The sequence below is a fragment of the Tolypothrix campylonemoides VB511288_2 genome, assembly GCF_045999855.1.
Taxonomy (GTDB): domain Bacteria; phylum Cyanobacteriota; class Cyanobacteriia; order Cyanobacteriales; family Nostocaceae; genus Scytonema; species Scytonema bouteillei_A.
In genome coordinates, this window is the sequence record NZ_JBFPMW010000009.1 from 338,281 (window position 1) to 357,705 (window position 19,425).

Sequence of the window (19,425 nt, forward strand, 5' to 3'; positions counted from 1 at the left end):
AGGTTGCAACTTTATGCCATTGAGCGCTAAGCACTCATCTTCTGCAAATCAACTGCGACAATTACTAGAACGTCCTGAAATTTTGGTAATTCCTGGCGTTTATGATTGTTTGGGAGCAAAGCTTGCCGAACAAGCAGGTTTTGAAGTTTTGGCGACGAGCGGCTTTGGTATTGCAGCTTCTACACTTGGTTTGCCTGACTATGGTTTTCTTACTGCTACCGAAGCCCTGTATACTGTGGGACGAATTGCTCAGTCAGTCAATATTCCTCTGATTGCTGACATGGATACTGGTTATGGCAACGCTTTAAATGTTATTAGGACAGTTAAAGATGCCGTACAACAGGGAATTGCTGGAGTCATTTTGGAAGATCAAGAGTGGCCTAAAAAATGCGGTCACTTTGAGGGGAAGCGTGTTGTTCCTATGGCAGAACATGCTCTTAAAATTCAAGCAGCAGTTCAAGCACGTGATGAGAGTGGGTTGGTTATTATTGCTCGTACTGATGCTCGCGCCCCTCTAGGTTTGCACGAAGCCATCGATCGCGGTCGTGCTTATATTGATGCTGGGGCAGATGCACTGTTTGTAGAAGCCCCTCAGTCTGTGGAAGAACTGCAAAGCATAGCCTCGGCTTTCCCCTCCGTACCATTGGTAGCAAATATCGTAGAAGGTGGCAAAACTCCTCAACTTTCTGCTTCTGAGTTACATCAAATGGGCTTTAAGATTGTATTTTTTCCACTTTCTGCTTTACTGTCTGTCACGAAAGTCATGAGTGCTTGTTTCCATCAATTAAAAGAACAAGGCACTACGACTGATTTTCAAGATATGGTCAGCTTTAAGGATTTTCAAGAAATGATTGGTATTCCTAAATACCATCAACTGGAACAGCAGTTTTTGGGGAAGTAGGAACAAAGACTTATCTCCAATCCAAAATCTAAAATCCTCAATAAGATTTATGCCATAGAGTTGCTGTAAAGCGATCGCGATCGCGCTAGTTTGAGTAAATAATGCGTTATTTTAATTTAAAAAACGTAAATTAATGAATCAAACTTTAACCGTATCAGATCGCCAGCAAATTAATTCTGAAACAAAAAGCGTTCTTACCAAACAGCAAATACCTGGCAAGCAACTCGTCATTTTGGTTTTGGAAATGCTTTTGGCGCTACCCCTTGGTCTACTCTTGGCAAAATTCCATATTGGTGGTGTTGCTTGGATTTTTGGCGGTATTATCTCCGGAGCTATAGTACTTCAGACATATCGGATCTTTTATCAAGATACCCCCAAACCCAACCGTACAGCCAGAAAAACGGGTATGGCACTTGTAGGGCTAAACGTTGGCTTTTCCATCTCTCACGGTCATTTAACTAATGCTGTCTCTAGTTTTCCCGTGTTTGCTTTTCTTACCTTTTTCTTGCTTTTAAGTGGTATTGTTATTGGTTACATTTACTCTCGTTTAAGTAAGACAAATTTGTTAACAGCGTTATTAGCTACAGTACCAGGTGGTGTTGGTATGATGTCAGCGATCGCAGCAGATTATAACCGCAATGTTCCTTTGGTGGCGATGGTTCAAGCGATTCGCGTGACTACCGTAGTTTTTTTGATTCCCTTAATTGCCAGGATGTTATCCGGAAATCAAATTTATTCACAAACACTTCCGGTTTCAGGGACTTTAATCAACCTTGAGCTAACACAATTAGGATTATTATTAATATCCCTCTTATTTGGTACTTTAGGAGTTTATATTGCTGTCTTAGGCAAAATTCCTGCAGGTGAATTTTTTGGTGCAATAGTTGCTGGTATAGTTTTTAATCCAACATTAAATTTATTGCCTTTTGGAGGTAATAGCGATTACGCCTTACCACCACTGGTTAATATAATAGGACAAATGCTGTTAGGAATTACCATTGGTGAGTACTGGGGTGACAAACCAACTTTAGGCAAAAAGACTATAGCTTATGCCTTTGTGTCTGTAGCAATGACTTTACTTACTGGTGTTGCAGCCACCATCTTTGCCATGCAGTTAACTTCTTGGGATTGGTTGACCTGCCTTTTGGTAACTGCACCTGGTGGTTCTGCCGAAATGATTTTAGTTGCCTTAACCCTACACCATAACGTAGAAATTGTCACAGCAGGTCATCTAGTACGATTGATTGCAATTAACAGTTCTCTTCCCCTCTGGCTTTATCTCTTTTCACGGCTTGACGATTAAATTTGGTTAGTGGTTCGTTGTTATGAGTTAGTAGCTAATAACAAATAACAACTAACTCTTATCTAGTCAAAATCATAACTTGCTCAAAATCAAAATTTTCGACCAAAACTTTTAATCCGTCTATTAAATCTGTTTGTTCCTTCGGAATTTTTGCCATTAACTGAAAAATAAGTTCATCATTGCCTTGGCAAGCAGCATTGTGAAGTTGTGCTATCCACTCTGCAGGCATAGTTGCTATTTGATTTGCTAATTGAGTAGAACTAGAAATAGATGTACTGTAAGATGACCTCAGATCTGCATTCTGACTGTCTTCTTGATAAAGATATTGCACGCCCAAATATTTACTAATTTTTACTAAGAGTTCTTGCTCTTGAAAGGGTTTACTTAAAAGGTCATCGCAGCCAGCGCTCAGTATCTTGTGTTTGTCTTCTTCAAAAGCGCTAGCTGTGAGAGCTATGATAATGGTTTGGGGTTGGGAGCCCCCCGAGAACAATTGCTTTTCCTTTTGCTTAATCAATCTAGTTGCATCATAGCCGTCCATCATTGGCATCCGCATATCCATAAAAATTAAGTGAGGGTGCCAATTAGCCCAAATAACAAGGGCTTCTTGTCCGTTGGTCGCTTCTTGTACCTGGAAACCAATCTTGGAAAGAAGTTTGACGAGTAGCAAACGGTTAGTTTGCCTGTCCTCCACAACCAAAACTTTATAAGTGGGTTCTCCTGGAGCTAAACTGATAACTTGTTTGGGTATAGACTCGTTGGAAACAGTCGCTTGTTCTGCGGTTGCTTCTCGTGCTGAAATAGTAAAGCTAAATTGAGTTCCAACACCTAATGTGCTGTTAACCCAGATTTCTCCCCCCATAATTTCTACAAATTTATAACTGATGGATAAACCCAAGCCTGTTCCTTGTCCGGATTTTAATCCGGTTGTGGTTTGTCCAAAAGCTTGAAATAATCGCTCGAACTCGTTTGAATTAATACCAAACCCGGTGTCTATCACTTCAAATAAGAGGTAGAGGGAAGAAGAAGAGAGCACGAGAGAGGGAGAAGAGGGGAAGGGGAGAAACATTTTGTTTTTGTATCCTTTTGTTCCTTTATCTCCTTCTAGAGCTACAGAAATTCGTAATTTGACGCTTCCTTGTGAAGTAAATTTGATGGCATTATCAAGCAAGTTAATGAGTACTTGACGGAGTTTGCTCTCATCCGATCTAATGTATTGAGGAACTTCTGTAGTACGCTCAAAAATCAACTGTAAATTTTTAGATTGTGCCTTGAGTTTTAACATTCCCTCTAAACTATTCAGCAAGCGGTATAAGTCAAAGTCATTTTCATTTAACGTGACACGTCCTGCTTCAATCTTGGACATTTGCAAAATATCGTTAATCAAGTCCAACAAATGTTCGCCACTGCGGTTGATGATTTTGAGATATTGCTGATATTCGGCAGATAAAGAGTTGTCATGGTTCATGAGTTGCGTAAACCCCAAAATAGCGTTAAGCGGTGTTCTTAACTCATGGCTCATATTTGCTAAAAATTCGCTTTTAGCACGGTTGGCTGCATCAGCAGTTTCTTTGGCTGTTTTAAGTTCGGCGGATTGCTGTTGGGTTTGCTCGAAAAGTTCTGCTTGTTGAATTGCCACTCCCAACTGTGCTCCAATCTGAACAAGCATTTTAATTTCGGCTTCTTTCCAATGACGGGGGGCAGAGTTTTGGTATGTTGCTAACAATCCCCAGAGTTGATTGCTGCAATAAATGGGAACTATAATGTAGGCGCGTGCTTGAAATTGTTCTAATAATTCTATATAACAACTATCAAATCCTGCTGTATAAATATCGGGTACACATCGGTAACTTGTTCTAGAACGATATATTCCACCTTGGTTATCGTACAGATACGTGTCTTGTATGACTTCATTTGTATCACCCATTTCTTTCACAGTACACCTGTCGCGTTCGATCGCATTCTGTGTAAGTTCTGGCTGATTTTTTTGATCTGATATCAGTTTTCGCCATCCTTGGGCTACTGATTCTGCGACAACTTCTCCACTCCAGTCTGGGTTGAAACGATAAACCATAACGCGATCGCAATTCAATGCTTGTCGCAATTCTTTTGTTGTCGCACCAAAAATGTGCTTGACTTCTAGCGTTTGACGCATCCGTTGAATGACAAAAGCAAGAGCCTTTTCTCGTTCGACGCTTGAAGCTAGTAATTCTTCTGCTTGCTTTCGTTCTAGTTCTGCTCCTGCACGGGCTGCAAAAATTTTTAAAATTGACTCTTGACCTACATCTAATACCAAAGGTCGATCGTGCATCACAGTCAATAAACCGATGGTTTCACCATCTGAGTCAACTAACAGAGTACTTAAATAACTTTGAATTTTAGTATCTGTTAAATTGATAATTTTAGAAAACAAAACTGTCATTTTTTCAGGGCTTTTGCACGACTTTTTTCCTATAAACTCTTCGTAATCAACATCAAAAATATCTGAAATATCACATTCAAAGTTTTCCTGTAAGTCAACACCATTCCACAATGCAACAATACGCAGATGAGTTTTTGATTGATTAAGAAATTCACTTATAAAAACGTAATTTGCTTGTAAAATCTGTGATAAATAATGCACGCAGGGACGGAAAAATTCATTACCCATTGTTGACGCTGTTCCTTCAACAATCATCTGTAATGCCGCTTCAGCTTGCTTCCTTGGAGTGATATCGCTTAAAGTACAAACAACACGCTCTACACTCCCATCCTTGTCTATTTCGGGGTCTGCATTAACAAGCAACCAACGTTCGTTTTGGCTTTGAGAATGCTTGATACCTACAACTACATTCTGAATCGGTGTCTTTAAGGCGATCGCTTGTTGCACGGGTAATTCAATTATTGGAAAACTTGTACCATCTTCACGTAACAATGACTGCTCGCCAAACACCAGGGGTTGTTTATTTTCTTTCTCAAGATCGAGCAGATGGATGGCTGCTTGATTGCTAATTAGGATTTCGGCATTTGCATTGACTAATAAAACACCTACTTGCATTTTGTGGATAAGTGCCCGAACGCGCTGTTCGCTCTCTTCCAAAGCTTGTTGCTGCAACAATTTAGCCGTTACATATTGCTCGGTGAGGGAAGTTAACAGAACTACGAGCAAAAGGAACAGCGTTGCAATTCCAATCATGACAGCCAGCCAGGGCTGAGTAACAATCGATGATGGTTGGACTGGCATATTAATGAGAGGTTTAAAATGAGTTGCCCTCATTCCCGTATAGTGCATACCACTAATGGCAACTCCCATGATTAAGGAACTACCAAGTTTTTGCCAAATCACTCCTTTCAATTGAAGGTTTTGCAGCCTAAATGCCAGCCACAGAGAAGCAAAAGAAGCAATTATTGCGATCGCAACTGATAAACTTACCAACCACCAGTCATACTCTATGCTTGCTTGAAGCCGCATGGCTGCCATACCCGTGTAATGCATACTCGCAATTGCAATTCCCATGCAAATGCCACCGCCTAGGACAAGTGGTAGAAAGACCGATTGACTTAGCAACCACAAAGCGAGACCGGAAGCTACAATTGAACACAGCAGTGAGAGCAAGGTGATCTTGAGATCGTAGTTCACAGGTTGCGGCAACTGAAAAGCTAGCATGGCAATGAAGTGCATTGACCAAATGCCAGTTCCCATGGCAATAGATCCTGCTAGCAGCCATTTCCATCGTCGCCATCTTGAGGCACGTGTAACTCGCCCAGATAAATCTAGGGCTGTATATGAGGCGATAACGGCAATTATGAAAGAGAGTATGACTAGTGGTAAGTTATAAGTACCTATCATTTCACGATACATATTTTTAGGTAATAAAATTAAATAATGGCTTTTTTAAGAATATTAGATAAGTCTTTCCTCAGTCAATTTCCAAGTTTCCACGCATGAATATTTCATCAAAATAGAATGTTGATATTTATCTGGGAAAATGCTGAAAAATACATCTTTTTCAGCAAACACACTTACAAGTTTCAGAAACATCAATCTTAGCCTTTTATTTTCTCGGTCATTCAATAGAATGAGTATTTTTTTCTTTTTTGAAGTTTTTTTAGAAAAAAATCAATTATTTGTAAAATATGCAAATAAGAATGGCACTATCTATAAGTTTCGTAACTTATATAATATTTTTGAAATATATTTAAGGTAGGAAATACCCCAGCAAAAGTAGCATATGGTGGGCGTTTTCCACCCAACTTAAAATTTTTCATAAGTCATTTATTATTTTTATAATTAAACTGGCATCCTTGGCGTGAAAAGTGGTAAAAGTTAGTGATGAGCCATAAGGACTACGGTAGAGCGCCCTTGTGCCTGATAAGTTTCTTTCTCAACAGGAAGCGCGGTTTGGAGATCGCAAAAATCCTCCGGGCTTGGTAACGCGGTATCTACAATGCGATACCATTTGTACCCATTTTCCAAAAGTGGTAGTTCAAACGCGAGTGATTCCCAATAGGCATTGAGAATGACGTACAAATGCTCGTGAAACTTTGGGTGACGAAGGGTAAATGCCAAACTGTGGGACTCATAACTCCAATCAGGCTGACCTAATTGCGTTCCATGCCAAATAATGTGTGGTTGATGGCTGCCGTAACTGACTGCTAAAATCCGATCTTGATGAAAAATTTTGAGTGATTGCGTTAATGAGATGAGTTTTTGAGTAAATCGCAGTACCTCACAGTGTTTGTCGATCGCACTCCAGTCAAACCAACTTAATTCATTATCTTGACAGTAAGCATTATTATTACCTTGTTGCGATCGCCTTACTTCATCACCCATTAGTAGCATGGGCGTTCCCTGAGACACAAACAGAATAGTTAAAAAATTCTTGATTTGACACAACCGCAGTTGATGAACTGCTAGATCGCGTGTTTCCCCTTCAATATTGCAATTCCAACTATAGTTGGCGTTAGTGCCATCGCAGTTGTCTTCTCCGTTCGCTTGATTGTGTTTGTCGTTATACGACACGAGATCGTTCAGCGTAAATCCATCATGACAAGTAATAAAATTTATACTTCGGTGCGGTTCGCGATTTGGTTGAGAGTAGATATCGGGGCTTGCCATAATGCGATTGGCAAGTGCCTTCACCATTCCCACATCACTTTTGACAAAGCGGCGCACGTCATCTCGATAAGGTCCATTCCATTCAGCAAAACGCTCGCCTACAAAAGCTCCCACTAGATATAGCCCTTCGGCATCCCATGCTTCTGCGATGAGCTTAGTTCCTGCTAAAACTGGGTCAGCATCAATCATCAATAACGCTGGCGGACGAGTCAAGAGTTGTCCTGCTGCTCCCCTAGCAAGAACCGCTGCCAAATCGAAGCGAAACCCATCAACGTGCATTTCGGAAACCCAATAGCGCAGGCAATCTAAAACTAAATTGTTTCCTGCTACACTATTTGCCTTAAAAGTATTGCCACAACCACTATAGTTGCGATAAGTAGCTCTATTGTCTCCAAGTATGTAATAGTCCCAATTACTGAGCCCGCGAAAAGATAAAGTAGGTCCTCGCTCGTCGCCTTCTGCTGTATGATTAAACACAACATCTAAAATCACTTCAATCCCCGCCCGATGCAAAGCTTTTACCATATCGCGGAACTCGTTGACTGGGCTAAATGGATCGGCACAGGAACTGTAGCCAACGTGAGGTGCAAAAAAGGCGATGGGACTGTACCCCCAGTAGTTTTTTAGACCCGGTCGAGCGTCTTCTCGATCGAATTGGTGGGCAGGTAATAATTCTACAGCTGTTATACCTAATTCCTGTAGGTAAGGAATTTTTTCAATTAATCCTGCGTATGTTCCCCGTTTTTCCGGAGATACACCAGAGTTGGGATGTTGTGTGAAAGCACCTACGTGAAGTTCATAAATGATAGTTCTGTTGTAACGAGTTTTGGGGGGAGCGTCATCTTCCCAATCGTAGGCACTGCTATCAATGACAACGCTTCTTAAAGCTCGAGCACAGTTGTCACCTGGTTGGCTTGCTGCTTGACGACTGTAGTTTTCCCAGTTTGCGATCGCTTTGGTATAAGGATCGAGCAATACCTTGTCGCCATCACAGCGCAATCCTCGTTCGGGTGCAAACAGTCCGTGTCCCCGGTAGGCATAAACTTGTCCGGCTCCAATTCCAGGGACAAACACGTGCCAGTAATGAGCTGTTTTGTTTTGTTTGGGGTCGAGTGGTATAACGTGACTTGGTTGAGGGTCGTTAGGGCGATCGAACAGTAACAGTTCAATTGCAGTGCAATCTCTTGAAAACAAACAGAAGTTTACACCACCATCACGAATAGTCGCGCCAATTGGGAAGCTTTTGCCCGGTAAAACATCAACTGTCATGTGTTAGGTTGGAACCCAATAAATTTTTAATTGCAGGCACTACATAATCCTATCGCACACAAAAGAAAACTTCCCTTTCTATATGTTATCGGTCACTGCTCGCTTCCTCATCAAATCCTTATGTAAAATTCCTGATACTTACGGATGACAAAAAATACCGCAATTTATGATGCTAGAGATATTGCATCAGGGTAACAAGACAACAAACATGGATTTAGCGACATACTCTACTAACTTAAAGCTCACCCAACTCCCTCAAGAATTGATAACAGAAGTGCAGCAATGTTTGAGCGATGGAGGTTACAAAGTCACTATTAATGGCATTGCTGATGCAGCCACAAGGCAAGCATTTTCTGACTTTAAGAAAGCATCGTATTTGCAAGATCCTGAATACCTCGGTCCGAGCACAGCCACAGCATTACTGAAACTCAAGAAAAACAGGACCGCTTCCCAACTTGTACCGGGATTAAACTACTTAAGATTAACCCGAACTCCGGAGAAAGATCAGTTTGGCTGTCAAGTCCTTAAACTCCAGTATTTTAAAGATGGTCAAGTAATTGATGAAATAAATATGCGTTCCGGACAGCCATCAAAGCAGTACTTCCGCAAAGGGGTAGATAGCATCTCTGGCAGTGGCGAACCCCTACCGGAAGGACGTTGGAGAATAGAAAATCTTTTTTGGGCTGGTGGCAAAGATAATTGGATGGCAAGTCATGGCGAAGGTATTGGACCCGTTAGCGTTCCTTTAACTTACGATGGACCGGGTATGACAGGACGATCTGAAATTGTTATTCATAACGACCACAATGCTAACCAGGGAAAATCGGGTTCTGTAGGATGCCCGGTTACGTATAATTTGAATGATATGAAAAAAGTTGTAACATGGTTGCGCGACACCGATCCAAGATACTTATACGTAGATTGGAACCTTGGCAGTTGTCCTTCCGTATATGCAGTGCTTCAAGTCTCAAACAAACTCCCTCGCCCTGGAGTAGAACTGATAAAAAAGTTTGAAAGCTGCTTTCTTAATGCCTATCCCGATCCGCTCTCAGGCAATGAACCCATCACAATTGGCTGGGGATGCACTCTTAAAGAAGACGGCTCAAAATGGCAGCTTGGCGATCGCATCACTCAAGAGCGAGCAGATAAATTATTAATCGATCAGCTGAGCAATCGGTACGTGAGTGACTTAGAACAAAGCGTTCCTTTTTGGGAACAGATGAATGAAAACCAAAAAGGCGCGTTGCTCTCCTTTGGGTACAACCTAGGGAGCAAATTTATGACTGAGGGCGATTTTGATTCTATTCGTCGCATCCTCAAAAACAAGCAATGGGCAGAACTACCCGAAACTTTATCTCTTTATCGCAATCCTGGAACCCATGTAGAACTGGGTCTAAAGCGTCGTCGATTTGCAGAAGGGTTAGTTTGGCAAGGCGTTTCCGTAGAAGAAGCCTACCTTAAAGCAATGGCAATTGCACAAAAGGGCGATCGCGTTCCTGTTGCAATCAGAAGACGGTGAACTACCACACACTCAATCGGTACTTCGATTGAGTGTGCTTACAGCAATAAAAGCAGAAAGCCCACCCCTTCTAGGGGTGTGGGACGCGAATAATGCGGGAGGCAAAGCCACACCGCATTTTCGCTCATAAATGCGTAGCACATGGACGGTGCTTTCAAGTTTTATCCGGAATTATGGAACATCTCAAAAGTGCTCTAAGTGTGGAAAAGTCTTGACATACTCCGCGCCCTAAAAGTGCGCGGATTCTAGGCTCAAGCAACAACTGCGGACATAGCCCGTCTTACGTCGTCTAACCCAACAGTTGATGCCCCAACTGTACAAATATTTTTAGCGGCGTTTTCGTCTCTCCCATTCAACGATTGACAAGACCGGCAGCGCCACTGTCTGACAGACAAATCCAGATTTTCTAGAACGTATCCGCAATGAGAGCAAGTCTTGGTAGACGGATACCAGCGATCTATAAATACAACTTGTTTGCCTTTGATAGTGGCAACCCACTCTAGAATTTGGAGAAATTCTCCAAAAGCTAAATCTGATATTTTGCGACCCCAAAGACGTTGCATTCCTTTGAGGTTGAGTGTCTCGAAACAAAGCACGTCAAACTTATTGGTTAAGTCGTGAGCTAACTTCCAAAACCAGTGGCATCTAGCATTAGTCACGCCTTCGTATTTGCGTACCAAATTTTTTCTAGCTCGTTCTCGATTGGAAGAACCTTTTAACTTTTTGGAATGCTGTCTGCTCGCTTTCTTGATGGCGTTGAAAGACTGTTTTAAAAATTGAGGAGACTCAATTTTTGTACCATCCGAACAAGTGAGGAATGTCTTAAGTCCAAAATCAAACCCAGCAATTTTACCTGTCTCGAATTTGATTTGCGGACTGTTTGTATTGTCAACTACGATCACCATAAACAGTTCGCCCAGTGGTGTCCGTTTAATGGTTAATGTTTTGACCGTTCCTTCAATTTCTCTGGATTTCCAAAATTGATAGACTCGATTTCCAATCTTGATCCGATTGGCACCCAGAAACTTGTATCCTGCTTGTTTGAGAGTGAAGGATCTGTACTTCTTGATTTTCTTGAATCCTGGTGGACGAACCCCCTTTTTGTTGTACTTGAAAAATAATTGGTACGCTTTCTCAATGCGCTGACAGATGTCCTGTGCTGCTTGAGAACCCACCAATTGCCAAAACGGGTTCCGCTTTCGCAATTTAGCAATATGAGATTGAAGCTTTGCACAATTCAAGTGCTTGCCCCACATCTTGTAGTACCGATGATGCAGGGCAATGCAATGGTTGTAGATAGCCCCTGACGCGTTAATCGTTCGCTTGAGGTGTCTATTCCGCTTGTGTTCGTACAGCTTAAACTTCAATGATTTCATGTTATTATTGTCCCACATTTGTCGGCAATATCACAGCATGAAAAAATGAACAGTGCGGTGTTCGGACGAAGAGTATGAGATACTAGTAGAGCATTGCAAACAAACAAGTCGCACTCAAAACGATGTGATTCGTGAGTTAATTCGGAAATTGAAGAAAAGCCGTCCTAGAAGGACGGGGCTTTAAACCCATTTTTTTGGTAAAGAAAACGCTTTCTACTAGAACGCATATCTGTCCTCATTGTCTTCACATTCAGGGGAGAGACCACAACGCAGCTCGCAACATCCTTGAGATCGGACTACGCCACATCCTTCAAGTCGGCGGAGCCGCCCAACGGAGTGGCTCCCGTACCGTGGGGCACACGGGAACGTTAATCGCCTCTGGAGACATCGACCTCTGTTCTGGTGAAGAAACTCCTCAGAATAAGTCGGGTCGAAGAAAGAGGAACTCTCAGAAGTGATTCTGGGAATCCCACGCGCTTTTAGCCGTGGGAGGATGTCAAATACTAAAGTTAGAGTTTGGAGAATTAAGATAGAAAGCACTACTTGATATCTATTTGCGATCGCAAAAAATAAAAATGAGTCTCAATATTAATGAGTACCAATTTCTGGAAGTTCTTTATGAAGGAGACAATACCTGGATTTATCGTGCTTTCAAGAAGACAGCGCCAAATTGGGTGATGGTTAAAACTCTCAAAGCGGAGTATCCAACCATAGAACAACTCGCTCATCTCAGACACGAATATAAAATCCTCCAAAACCTTGACATAGATGGAATTGTGAAACCGCTTGCTGAGGTTAGTTACAAAAACGGTTTAGCACTTATTTTGTCTGATTTTGGGGGAGAACCTTTAAAAAACTTTATTAATACAAAAAAAATTGAGTTAAGTAGTTTTTTAGAAATTGCAATTCAATTAGCATCAATATTAGCTCATTTGCATCAAAATCATATTATTCATAAAGATATTCAACCCTATAATATTTTCATTAATAGAAAAACAGGTCAAGTTCAAATTATAGATCTTAGTCTTTCATCTTTTTTGCCAATAGAAAATCCGACGATAGGCAATTTTCATCTACTTGAAGGTGCCCTAGCCTATATGTCACCAGAGCAAACTGGAAGGATGAACCGCTCTATTGACTATCGAAGTGACTTTTACTCTCTAGGCGTCACTTTCTATGAAATCCTAACAGGACAACTACCATTTCAAGGAACAGATCCTTTGGAATTAGTTCACTGCCACATCGCTAGAACTCCGATACCAATTTGCCAATTAAATCCGGAGATTCCCCAAGCCATTTCTGATATTGTTATGAAGTTATTAGCGAAGACTGCTGAAGAGAGATATCAAAATGCTTTGGGACTAAAATTTGACTTAGAAGAATGTCAGAGAAAATTACAAGCAACAGGAAAGATTGAAGATTTTTTCATCGGACAGCTTGATTTATACAGTCAATTTCTAATTCCTCAAAAACTTTACGGTCGGGAACAAGAAGTGACCGCTCTAACAGACGCTTTTAAGCGAGTGAGTCTTGGTGCAACTGAAATGATGTTAGTCAGTGGTTATTCAGGCATTGGTAAAACTTCTTTAGTAAATGAAATTCATCAAGCCGTTGTTTGCCAGCAAGCATACTTTATTTCTGGTAAATTTGAACAATTTAAGCGAAACATTCCCTACAGTTCTTTGATTCAAGCTTTTCAAGAACTCCTGCGACAAATTCTAACAGAAAGTCAGGAAAAAATAACAATTTGGAAAGCAAAACTTTTAAATGCTCTTGGTTCTAACGGTCAGGTTATTATTGATGTAATTCCTGAAGTTGAATGGATTATCGGTCGTCAGCCAGATATCGCTCAATTAGGGCTAACCGAATCTCAGAATCGTTTTAATCGGGTATTTCAACAATTTATTCATGTTTTTTGTCAAAGAGAACATCCATTAGTGATGTTTTTAGATGATTTACAATGGGCAGATTTAGCTTCTTTAAAGTTAATTCAGATGCTGATCGGTCACTTAAATAGCCAATATCTCTTACTGATTGGGGCTTATCGGGATAACGAAGTTAATGAAGTGCATCCTTTGAGGTTAACTTTAGAAGAAATTGAATCATTGGGTGTAGTCGTCAACAAAATTACCCTTCAGCCTTTGCTGATTTCCCATGTCGAACAATTAGTTAGGGAAACTCTCCGTACTGATTCAGAAAAATCACGCTTGCTTGCCGAGCTAGTGTTTAACAAAACCCAAGGAAATCCTTTCTTCTTAATTCATTTGCTCAAATCTCTCTATCAAGAAAATCTGTTAGTATTTAATTTTATTAAAGGCTACTGGCAGTGGAATATCGAGCAAATTCAAGACATTGATATCACAGATAATGTCATTGAGTTGATGGTGAATCGAATTCAAAAACTGTCATCGAACACCCAAAATGTCTTAAAGTTAGCGGCTTGTATTGGGGATAAATTTACGCTGGATCTTCTCAGTATTGTTAACCAAAAATCTTTGTCAGAAACAGCAACAGATTTATGGGAATCTCTACAGGCAGGTTTAGTTTTGCCCTTGAATCAATCTTATAAAATTCCCCTTGTGTTTGATTCGGAAACAATAGAGACTGGGAACTTGCGGTTGACAACTGGGCAAGAATCTTCCTCTTCACCAATCGTTAATTCCGAGATCCCAATCGTTTATAAGTTTTTACATGACCGAGTTCAACAAGCAGCTTATTCTCTAATTGTAGATTCACAGAAAAAGGAAACTCACTTAAAAATTGGTAAATTGCTACTGCAAAATACGACACCTGAAGAACGAAGAGAACAGATCTTTGCTTTAGTCAATCAACTGAATTACGGTACCGATCTATTGACTTTAGAATTACAAAAATATGAGCTAGCTGAACTCAATCTTATAGCCAGCCAGAAAGCAAAAGCAGCGACAGCGTATGACTCCGCTGTTCGTTATTTAAAAGTAGGGTTGAAGTTATTGCCTGCTTCTAGTTGGCACCAACGATATGAACTCACATTGAGTTTATATCATGAAGCTGCCGAAGCAGCATTTCTTAGCGGTGATTTTGAGCACATGGAGCAACTAGTTGAAGTTGTGCTAAAACAAGCCAAAACACAACTGGACAAAGTGAAAGTTTATGAATTACGAATCAAAACTTGTGGAGTGCAAAGAAAACTCCTCGAAGCGGTGAAAATAGGCCTACAAGCTTTGGAAATTCTGGGAGTAAAATTGATTGAATCACCTACTTCTCTGGATATTCAGCAAGCAATTCAGGAAATAACAGTATCTTTAGCTCATAGCGGTATAGAACATTTAATTAATTTACCGATAATGACAGACGCGAATAAGCTAGCCACATTTCGTCTGATAGCTAGTTTGGTTCCTGCTGCCTATCAATCTGCACCTGCACTATTTATTTTGATGGCTTGCGAGCAAGTCAAGTTATCTATTCAAAATGGAAATATCTCTCTATCAGCTAGCGGGTTTGCTGATTATGGAGTTGTTTTTAGTGGATTGTTACAAGATATTGATGCTGCTTATAAATTTGGACAATTAGCATTAAATTTATTAGAACGATTGGATGCTCGTGAGGTAAGAAGTCAAACCTTATTTAAGGTTTCAACGTTTATACTCCACTGGAAACATCATGTTAGGGAAACTTTACCACTGCTAGAAGATGCTTACTCTAATGGATTGGAATATGGCGATTTGATACATTCTGGATATTCAGCTAGTAATTATTGCCAATATTCATATTGGAGCGGTGCAGAGTTAAAAAAACTCGAACAGGAAATGGCTCGATATGGTCAGGCGATCGCTCAAATTAATCAAGAAGCTGCTTTGAAGTGGCATCAAGTCTGTCATCAAGCAGTTTTAAACTTAATAGGATTGTCTAAAAATCCTTGCGATCTAGTGGGCGATGCTTACAATGAAACCCAATTTTTACCCCTTCACATCCAATTTAACGAACGAACGTTAGTGTGTTATGTATTTCTTAACAAATTAATCCTTTGTTACTTGTTTGGAGAATTTTCTCAGGCTGCTGAAAATGCTATCAAAGCCGAACAGTATTTGGATGGAGTTATAGGATGGTTAATTGTACCGCTGTTCTATTTCTACGATTCTTTAGCACAACTTGCCGTATATCGCTCCGTACCAAATTCACAACAAGAACACCTTTTAAGTAGGATAATAAACAATCAAGAAAAGATGCAAAAATGGGCAAACTATGCTCCTATGAACTTTCAGCATAAGTACGATCTTGTGGAGGCAGAAAAAGCACGAGTTTTAGGTCAATATTGGCAAGCTACAGAGTTTTATGACCGAGCCATCCTTGGAGCTAAAGAACAGGGATATATTCAGGAAGAAGCCCTCTCTAACGAACTCGCAGCAAAATTTTATTTTGAGTGTGGACGGGAAAAAGTAGCACGGACTTATCTAAATGATGCATATTATGGATATTTGTGTTGGGGAGCAACGGCAAAAGTTAAAGATTTAGAAGCAAAGTTTTTTCAAGATTTTTCTCCTATTTTAAAGCAAAAAACCACAATTCTAGAGGTCGAGCAGAAAAATAATTCTACAAGTGCCAGCAGTTATGGAGCTTTTGATTTAGCTGCTGTTATGAAAGCATCTTTAGCTCTTTCCAGCACAATTGTATTAGATAAGCTACTGGCTAACTTGATGCTTATTGTGATTGAAAATGCTGGTGCTGAAACAGGCTTTTTTATTTTGGAAAAAGCAGGGCAATTATTTATAGAAGTTTCAAGAAAATGTGGTCAAGAGGAGATAACATCACAGCAATCAATACCCGTAAATTCCAGCCAGCAGCTACCAATATCGATTGTAAATTACGTGCATCGAACTCATGAGAATGTTGTTTTAAATGATGCCACGCTTGAGAAAGTCTTTGCAACGGATAATTACATCATCACCAATCAACCCAAATCTATTTTATGTACGCCCATCGTTAATCAAGGTAAACTCATTGGCATTCTTTATTTAGAAAATAACTTGATCGCTGGAGCATTCACACCAGAACGTTTGGAAGTTTTGCAACTTTTATCTTCGCAAGCGGCTATCTCAATTGAAAACGCACGTCTTTATAACGATCTAGAAGATTCCAATCGAACTCTAGAAGCAAAAGTCCAAAAGCGAACGTTAGAGCTACAAGCAAAAAATTTGCGACTTCAACAAGAAATTCGCGAACGTCAACGAGCAGAAGAAGTCGCTGCAGCCGCCAACCAAGCAAAAAGCGAATTTCTTGCAAACATGAGCCACGAGCTTCGCACTCCGCTTAATGGTATATTAGGTTACACTCAAATCTTTCAAAAAGATAAAAGTTTAACAGATAAGCAAATAAAGGGTATAAACGTTATTTATCAATGTGGAGAACACTTACTAACGCTGATCAACGATATTTTGGATCTCTCTAAAATTGAAGCGCGGGAAATGGAACTTTACCCTCAAGAATTTAATTTTCCGGACTTTCTTGAGAGTATTGTTCAACTTTACTGCATCCGTACCGAACAAAAAGAAATTTCATTAATTTACCAAACGCCTTCTCCCCTGCCGCGAATTATTCGAGCCGATGAAAAAAGATTGCGTCAGATTTTAATGAATTTACTTAGCAATGCTGTCAAGTTTACGGAAAAAGGCAGTGTGACTTTCACAGTATGGGAAATTGGGAATGGTGAGAAGGGAGACAAGGGAGACAAGGAAGAAAATTCTACCTTGTCTACCCCCTCCTCAATCCCTAAAATTCGCTTTCAAGTTGAAGATACAGGTATTGGCATTCCATTAGAGCAATTGGAAGAAATCTTTTTACCTTTCAAGCAAGTTGGTGAAGACAGACGCAAGACTGAAGGAACGGGCTTGGGGTTGGCAATTAGCCGTCAATTGGTTCAGATGATGGGCGGTGAACTGAAAGTAAAGAGTAATTTAGGCAAAGGCAGTGTTTTTTGGTTTGATTTGGGGGTTTCCGAGGTAATACTTCCGTCTGGTCTTAAATTTCTTCAGAAATCGAATATTATTGGTTTTTTAGGAACCAAACGAAAAGTTTTGGTTGTAGATGATAAATGGGCGAATCGTTCGGTTTTAGTCAATTTATTACAACCTTTAGGATTTGAAGTCGCAGAAGCAACAGATGGTTTAGATGGTATTGATAAAGCACGAGAATTTGAGCCAGATATCATTTTTATGGACTTAGTGATGACGGTAATGGATGGCTTTGAAGCTACCCGTCGTCTTAAAATGCTACCAAACTTCAAACATACGGTGGTGATAGCAGTATCTGCTAGCGTTTTTGAATTCGATCGCCAGCAGAGCCGAGAAGTGGGTTGCGATGATTTTCTTCCCAAACCGATTAGAAAAGCTGAGCTTTTAGAAAAATTAAGAATTTACTTGGCTTTGGAATGGGTTTATGAAGAAGTAGATAACAACGTACAACTTTCTACTCTCCCTTCCCCAAGTGCTGATATCAACTCCCTTGTGGCTCCACCTGCGGAAGAACTGGCGATTTTGCTTCATTTAGCAATGAAAGGTGACCTCAAAAGTATTGCTAAACGATCTGTAGAATTAGAGAAATTGGATGAACAATTTGTACCTTTTGCTAACCATTTGCGCCAACTTGTTGAAGGTTTCAAAAGCAAACAAATACTGGAATTCTTGAGAAAATATTAAGTCGGGTAGGCAATACCAGCTCGTTGGGTACGGACAAATAAACTAGAAAAGTGAGTTCTCAAACCAGTGTCGATCTAGTTTCTTGGGCAATACTTTGAGAGTATTGGCATTGCTGACCACAAGTCTAATACGGTGGGCAATGCCCACCGTAACGGTATATGAAATTACCATAGCAAGAGAGGTTAAACAGGAATTTCTTCAACCTCAACAGCATTCATCTGGTCGAGAATTGACCAAACTTGCTGTAACAACGGTTGCAATCCAACACCAGTGACTCCTGAAATGAGGAAAACAGGAGAATGAGACAGGTGGTTGAGTTGCTCGGCTAGAGCATCCAAATCCTTTGTTTCTCTATCAACAGCATCAATTTTATTGAGCGCTAAAACTTGCGGGCGTTCTGATAAACCCTGTCCGTAAGCTTGTAACTCTTGCTGAATTGTTTTGTAGTCTGCGATCGCATCATCACTTGTAGCGTCAATTAAATGTAGCAGTATGCGGGTACGCTCGACGTGACGCAAAAAATCGTGTCCCAGCCCCGCACCTTGGGAAGCACCCTCAATCAACCCAGGAATATCCGCAAACACCGTACCATCACCTGTAGGCTTTCGCACAACTCCCAAATTCGGTACTAAAGTTGTAAAGGGATAATCAGCAATTTTGGGGCGTGCTGCTGATAAAGCGGAAATCAAAGTTGATTTTCCTGCATTTGGCAATCCAATAATGCCCACCTCTGCCAAAAGTTTTAACTCCAAACGGAGGAACTTTGTCTCCCCCGGTAAACCAGGAAGCGCGTATTCGGGAGCGCGATTGCGGTTGCTCAAAAAATGCTGGTTTCCCAATCCGCCTTTACCGCCTGCAGCAATCAGTAACGATTGTCCTGGTTTGACTAAATCCCCGAGGATTTCATCCGTTTCTGCGTCATAGACAATAGTTCCTACCGGGACTTCAATGTTTAAATCTTTTCCATTGGCTCCCGTTCGGTTATTTGGTCCCCCACGAGAACCATTTTCTGCTTGAAAACGGTGCTCGTAGCGAAAGTCTAGCAAAGTTTGCAGGTTTTCCACGGCAACTAGGTATATCGAACCGCCTTTTCCCCCATTACCACCAGAGGGACCGCCTGCAGGTACGTACTTTTCTCGTCGGAAGGCGACTATACCATCCCCTCCTTTCCCTGCTTCTATTTCAATTTCTGCTCGATCGATAAATTTCATAATATGTTAGTTGCTAATTGCTAATGGCTAATGGCTAATGGTGAGACCAGCCCTGCAGGCGGGTTTCCCGCCGT

9 protein-coding genes and 1 pseudogene are annotated in these 19,425 nt (G+C 40.7%); 6 read left to right on the forward strand and 4 right to left on the reverse strand.

Annotated elements, in window-relative coordinates; genetic code table 11:
- The first annotated feature begins 13 nt into the window (after positions 1-13).
- Positions 14-901 (forward strand): isocitrate lyase/PEP mutase family protein, encoded by an 888-nt coding sequence (locus AB0756_RS26045; protein WP_038085968.1) that lies wholly within the window; start codon positions 14-16, stop codon positions 899-901.
- A gap of 133 nt (positions 902-1,034) precedes the next feature.
- On the forward strand, positions 1,035-2,204 hold the full coding sequence (locus AB0756_RS26050; RefSeq protein WP_038085966.1) for an AbrB family transcriptional regulator: 1,170 nt from the start codon (positions 1,035-1,037) through the stop codon (positions 2,202-2,204).
- Between the two features lie 58 nt (positions 2,205-2,262).
- Here AB0756_RS26050 and AB0756_RS26055 read toward each other — a convergent pair whose 3' ends face one another.
- Both AB0756_RS26055 and glgX read right to left on the reverse strand, forming a co-directional pair.
- Complete coding sequence (locus AB0756_RS26055) at positions 2,263-6,045, reverse strand: MHYT domain-containing protein (protein ID WP_082051875.1); 3,783 nt, start codon at positions 6,043-6,045, stop codon at positions 2,263-2,265.
- Positions 6,046-6,510: 465 nt separating this feature from the next.
- Entirely contained in the window at positions 6,511-8,571 is a 2,061-nt protein-coding gene (glgX, locus tag AB0756_RS26060) for a glycogen debranching protein GlgX (protein WP_038085962.1), read from the reverse strand.
- Positions 8,572-8,737: 166 nt separating this feature from the next.
- Here glgX and AB0756_RS26065 point away from each other — a divergent pair, with 166 nt between their 5' ends.
- The gene (locus AB0756_RS26065) at positions 8,738-10,090 is read left to right on the forward strand and encodes a lysozyme (protein ID WP_408104019.1); all 1,353 of its coding nucleotides are present in this window, start codon (positions 8,738-8,740) and stop codon (positions 10,088-10,090) included.
- A 251-nt stretch (positions 10,091-10,341) separates the two neighbouring features.
- On the opposite strand, the gene AB0756_RS26070 is transcribed toward AB0756_RS26065, so the two are convergent.
- Positions 10,342-11,466: an RNA-guided endonuclease InsQ/TnpB family protein gene (locus AB0756_RS26070; protein ID WP_408104017.1), complete on the reverse strand. Its 1,125-nt coding sequence runs from the start codon at positions 11,464-11,466 to the stop codon at positions 10,342-10,344.
- Positions 11,467-11,518: 52 nt separating this feature from the next.
- On the opposite strand from AB0756_RS26070, the gene AB0756_RS26075 reads away from it, so the two are divergent.
- The 3 genes and pseudogenes from AB0756_RS26075 to AB0756_RS26085 all read left to right on the forward strand — a co-directional run bounded on the left by AB0756_RS26075 (position 11,519) and on the right by AB0756_RS26085 (position 18,140).
- Positions 11,519-11,650, forward strand: a complete 132-nt coding sequence (locus AB0756_RS26075; protein ID WP_072040823.1) for a ribbon-helix-helix protein, CopG family — start codon at positions 11,519-11,521, stop codon at positions 11,648-11,650.
- Between the two features lie 10 nt (positions 11,651-11,660).
- Positions 11,661-11,924 (forward strand): annotated as a pseudogene (locus AB0756_RS26080) (hypothetical protein); the annotation flags it as partial.
- A 117-nt stretch (positions 11,925-12,041) separates the two neighbouring features.
- A complete protein-coding gene (locus AB0756_RS26085; RefSeq protein ID WP_038085956.1) occupies positions 12,042-18,140 on the forward strand; it encodes a hybrid sensor histidine kinase/response regulator in 6,099 nt (2,032 codons plus the stop codon).
- A 182-nt stretch (positions 18,141-18,322) separates the two neighbouring features.
- Here the strand turns inward: AB0756_RS26085 and obgE are convergent, their stop codons facing one another.
- Complete coding sequence (gene obgE, locus AB0756_RS26090; RefSeq protein ID WP_038085954.1) at positions 18,323-19,351, reverse strand: GTPase ObgE; 1,029 nt, start codon at positions 19,349-19,351, stop codon at positions 18,323-18,325.
- Positions 19,352-19,425 lie beyond the last annotated feature (74 nt).

Excerpts from the sequence above, each read along its gene's own strand:
- AB0756_RS26045 (WP_038085968.1), top strand. The coding sequence starts at position 14 with ATGCCATTGAGCGCTAAGCACTCATCTTCTGCAAATCAACTGCGACAA.
- AB0756_RS26050 (WP_038085966.1), top strand. The coding sequence starts at position 1,035 with ATGAATCAAACTTTAACCGTATCAGATCGCCAGCAAATTAATTCTGAA.
- AB0756_RS26055 (WP_082051875.1), bottom strand. The coding sequence starts at position 6,045 with ATGTATCGTGAAATGATAGGTACTTATAACTTACCACTAGTCATACTC.
- glgX (WP_038085962.1), bottom strand. The coding sequence starts at position 8,571 with ATGACAGTTGATGTTTTACCGGGCAAAAGCTTCCCAATTGGCGCGACT.
- AB0756_RS26065 (WP_408104019.1), top strand. The coding sequence starts at position 8,738 with ATGATGCTAGAGATATTGCATCAGGGTAACAAGACAACAAACATGGAT.
- AB0756_RS26070 (WP_408104017.1), bottom strand. The coding sequence starts at position 11,466 with ATGAAATCATTGAAGTTTAAGCTGTACGAACACAAGCGGAATAGACAC.
- AB0756_RS26085 (WP_038085956.1), top strand. The coding sequence starts at position 12,042 with ATGAGTCTCAATATTAATGAGTACCAATTTCTGGAAGTTCTTTATGAA.
- obgE (WP_038085954.1), bottom strand. The coding sequence starts at position 19,351 with ATGAAATTTATCGATCGAGCAGAAATTGAAATAGAAGCAGGGAAAGGA.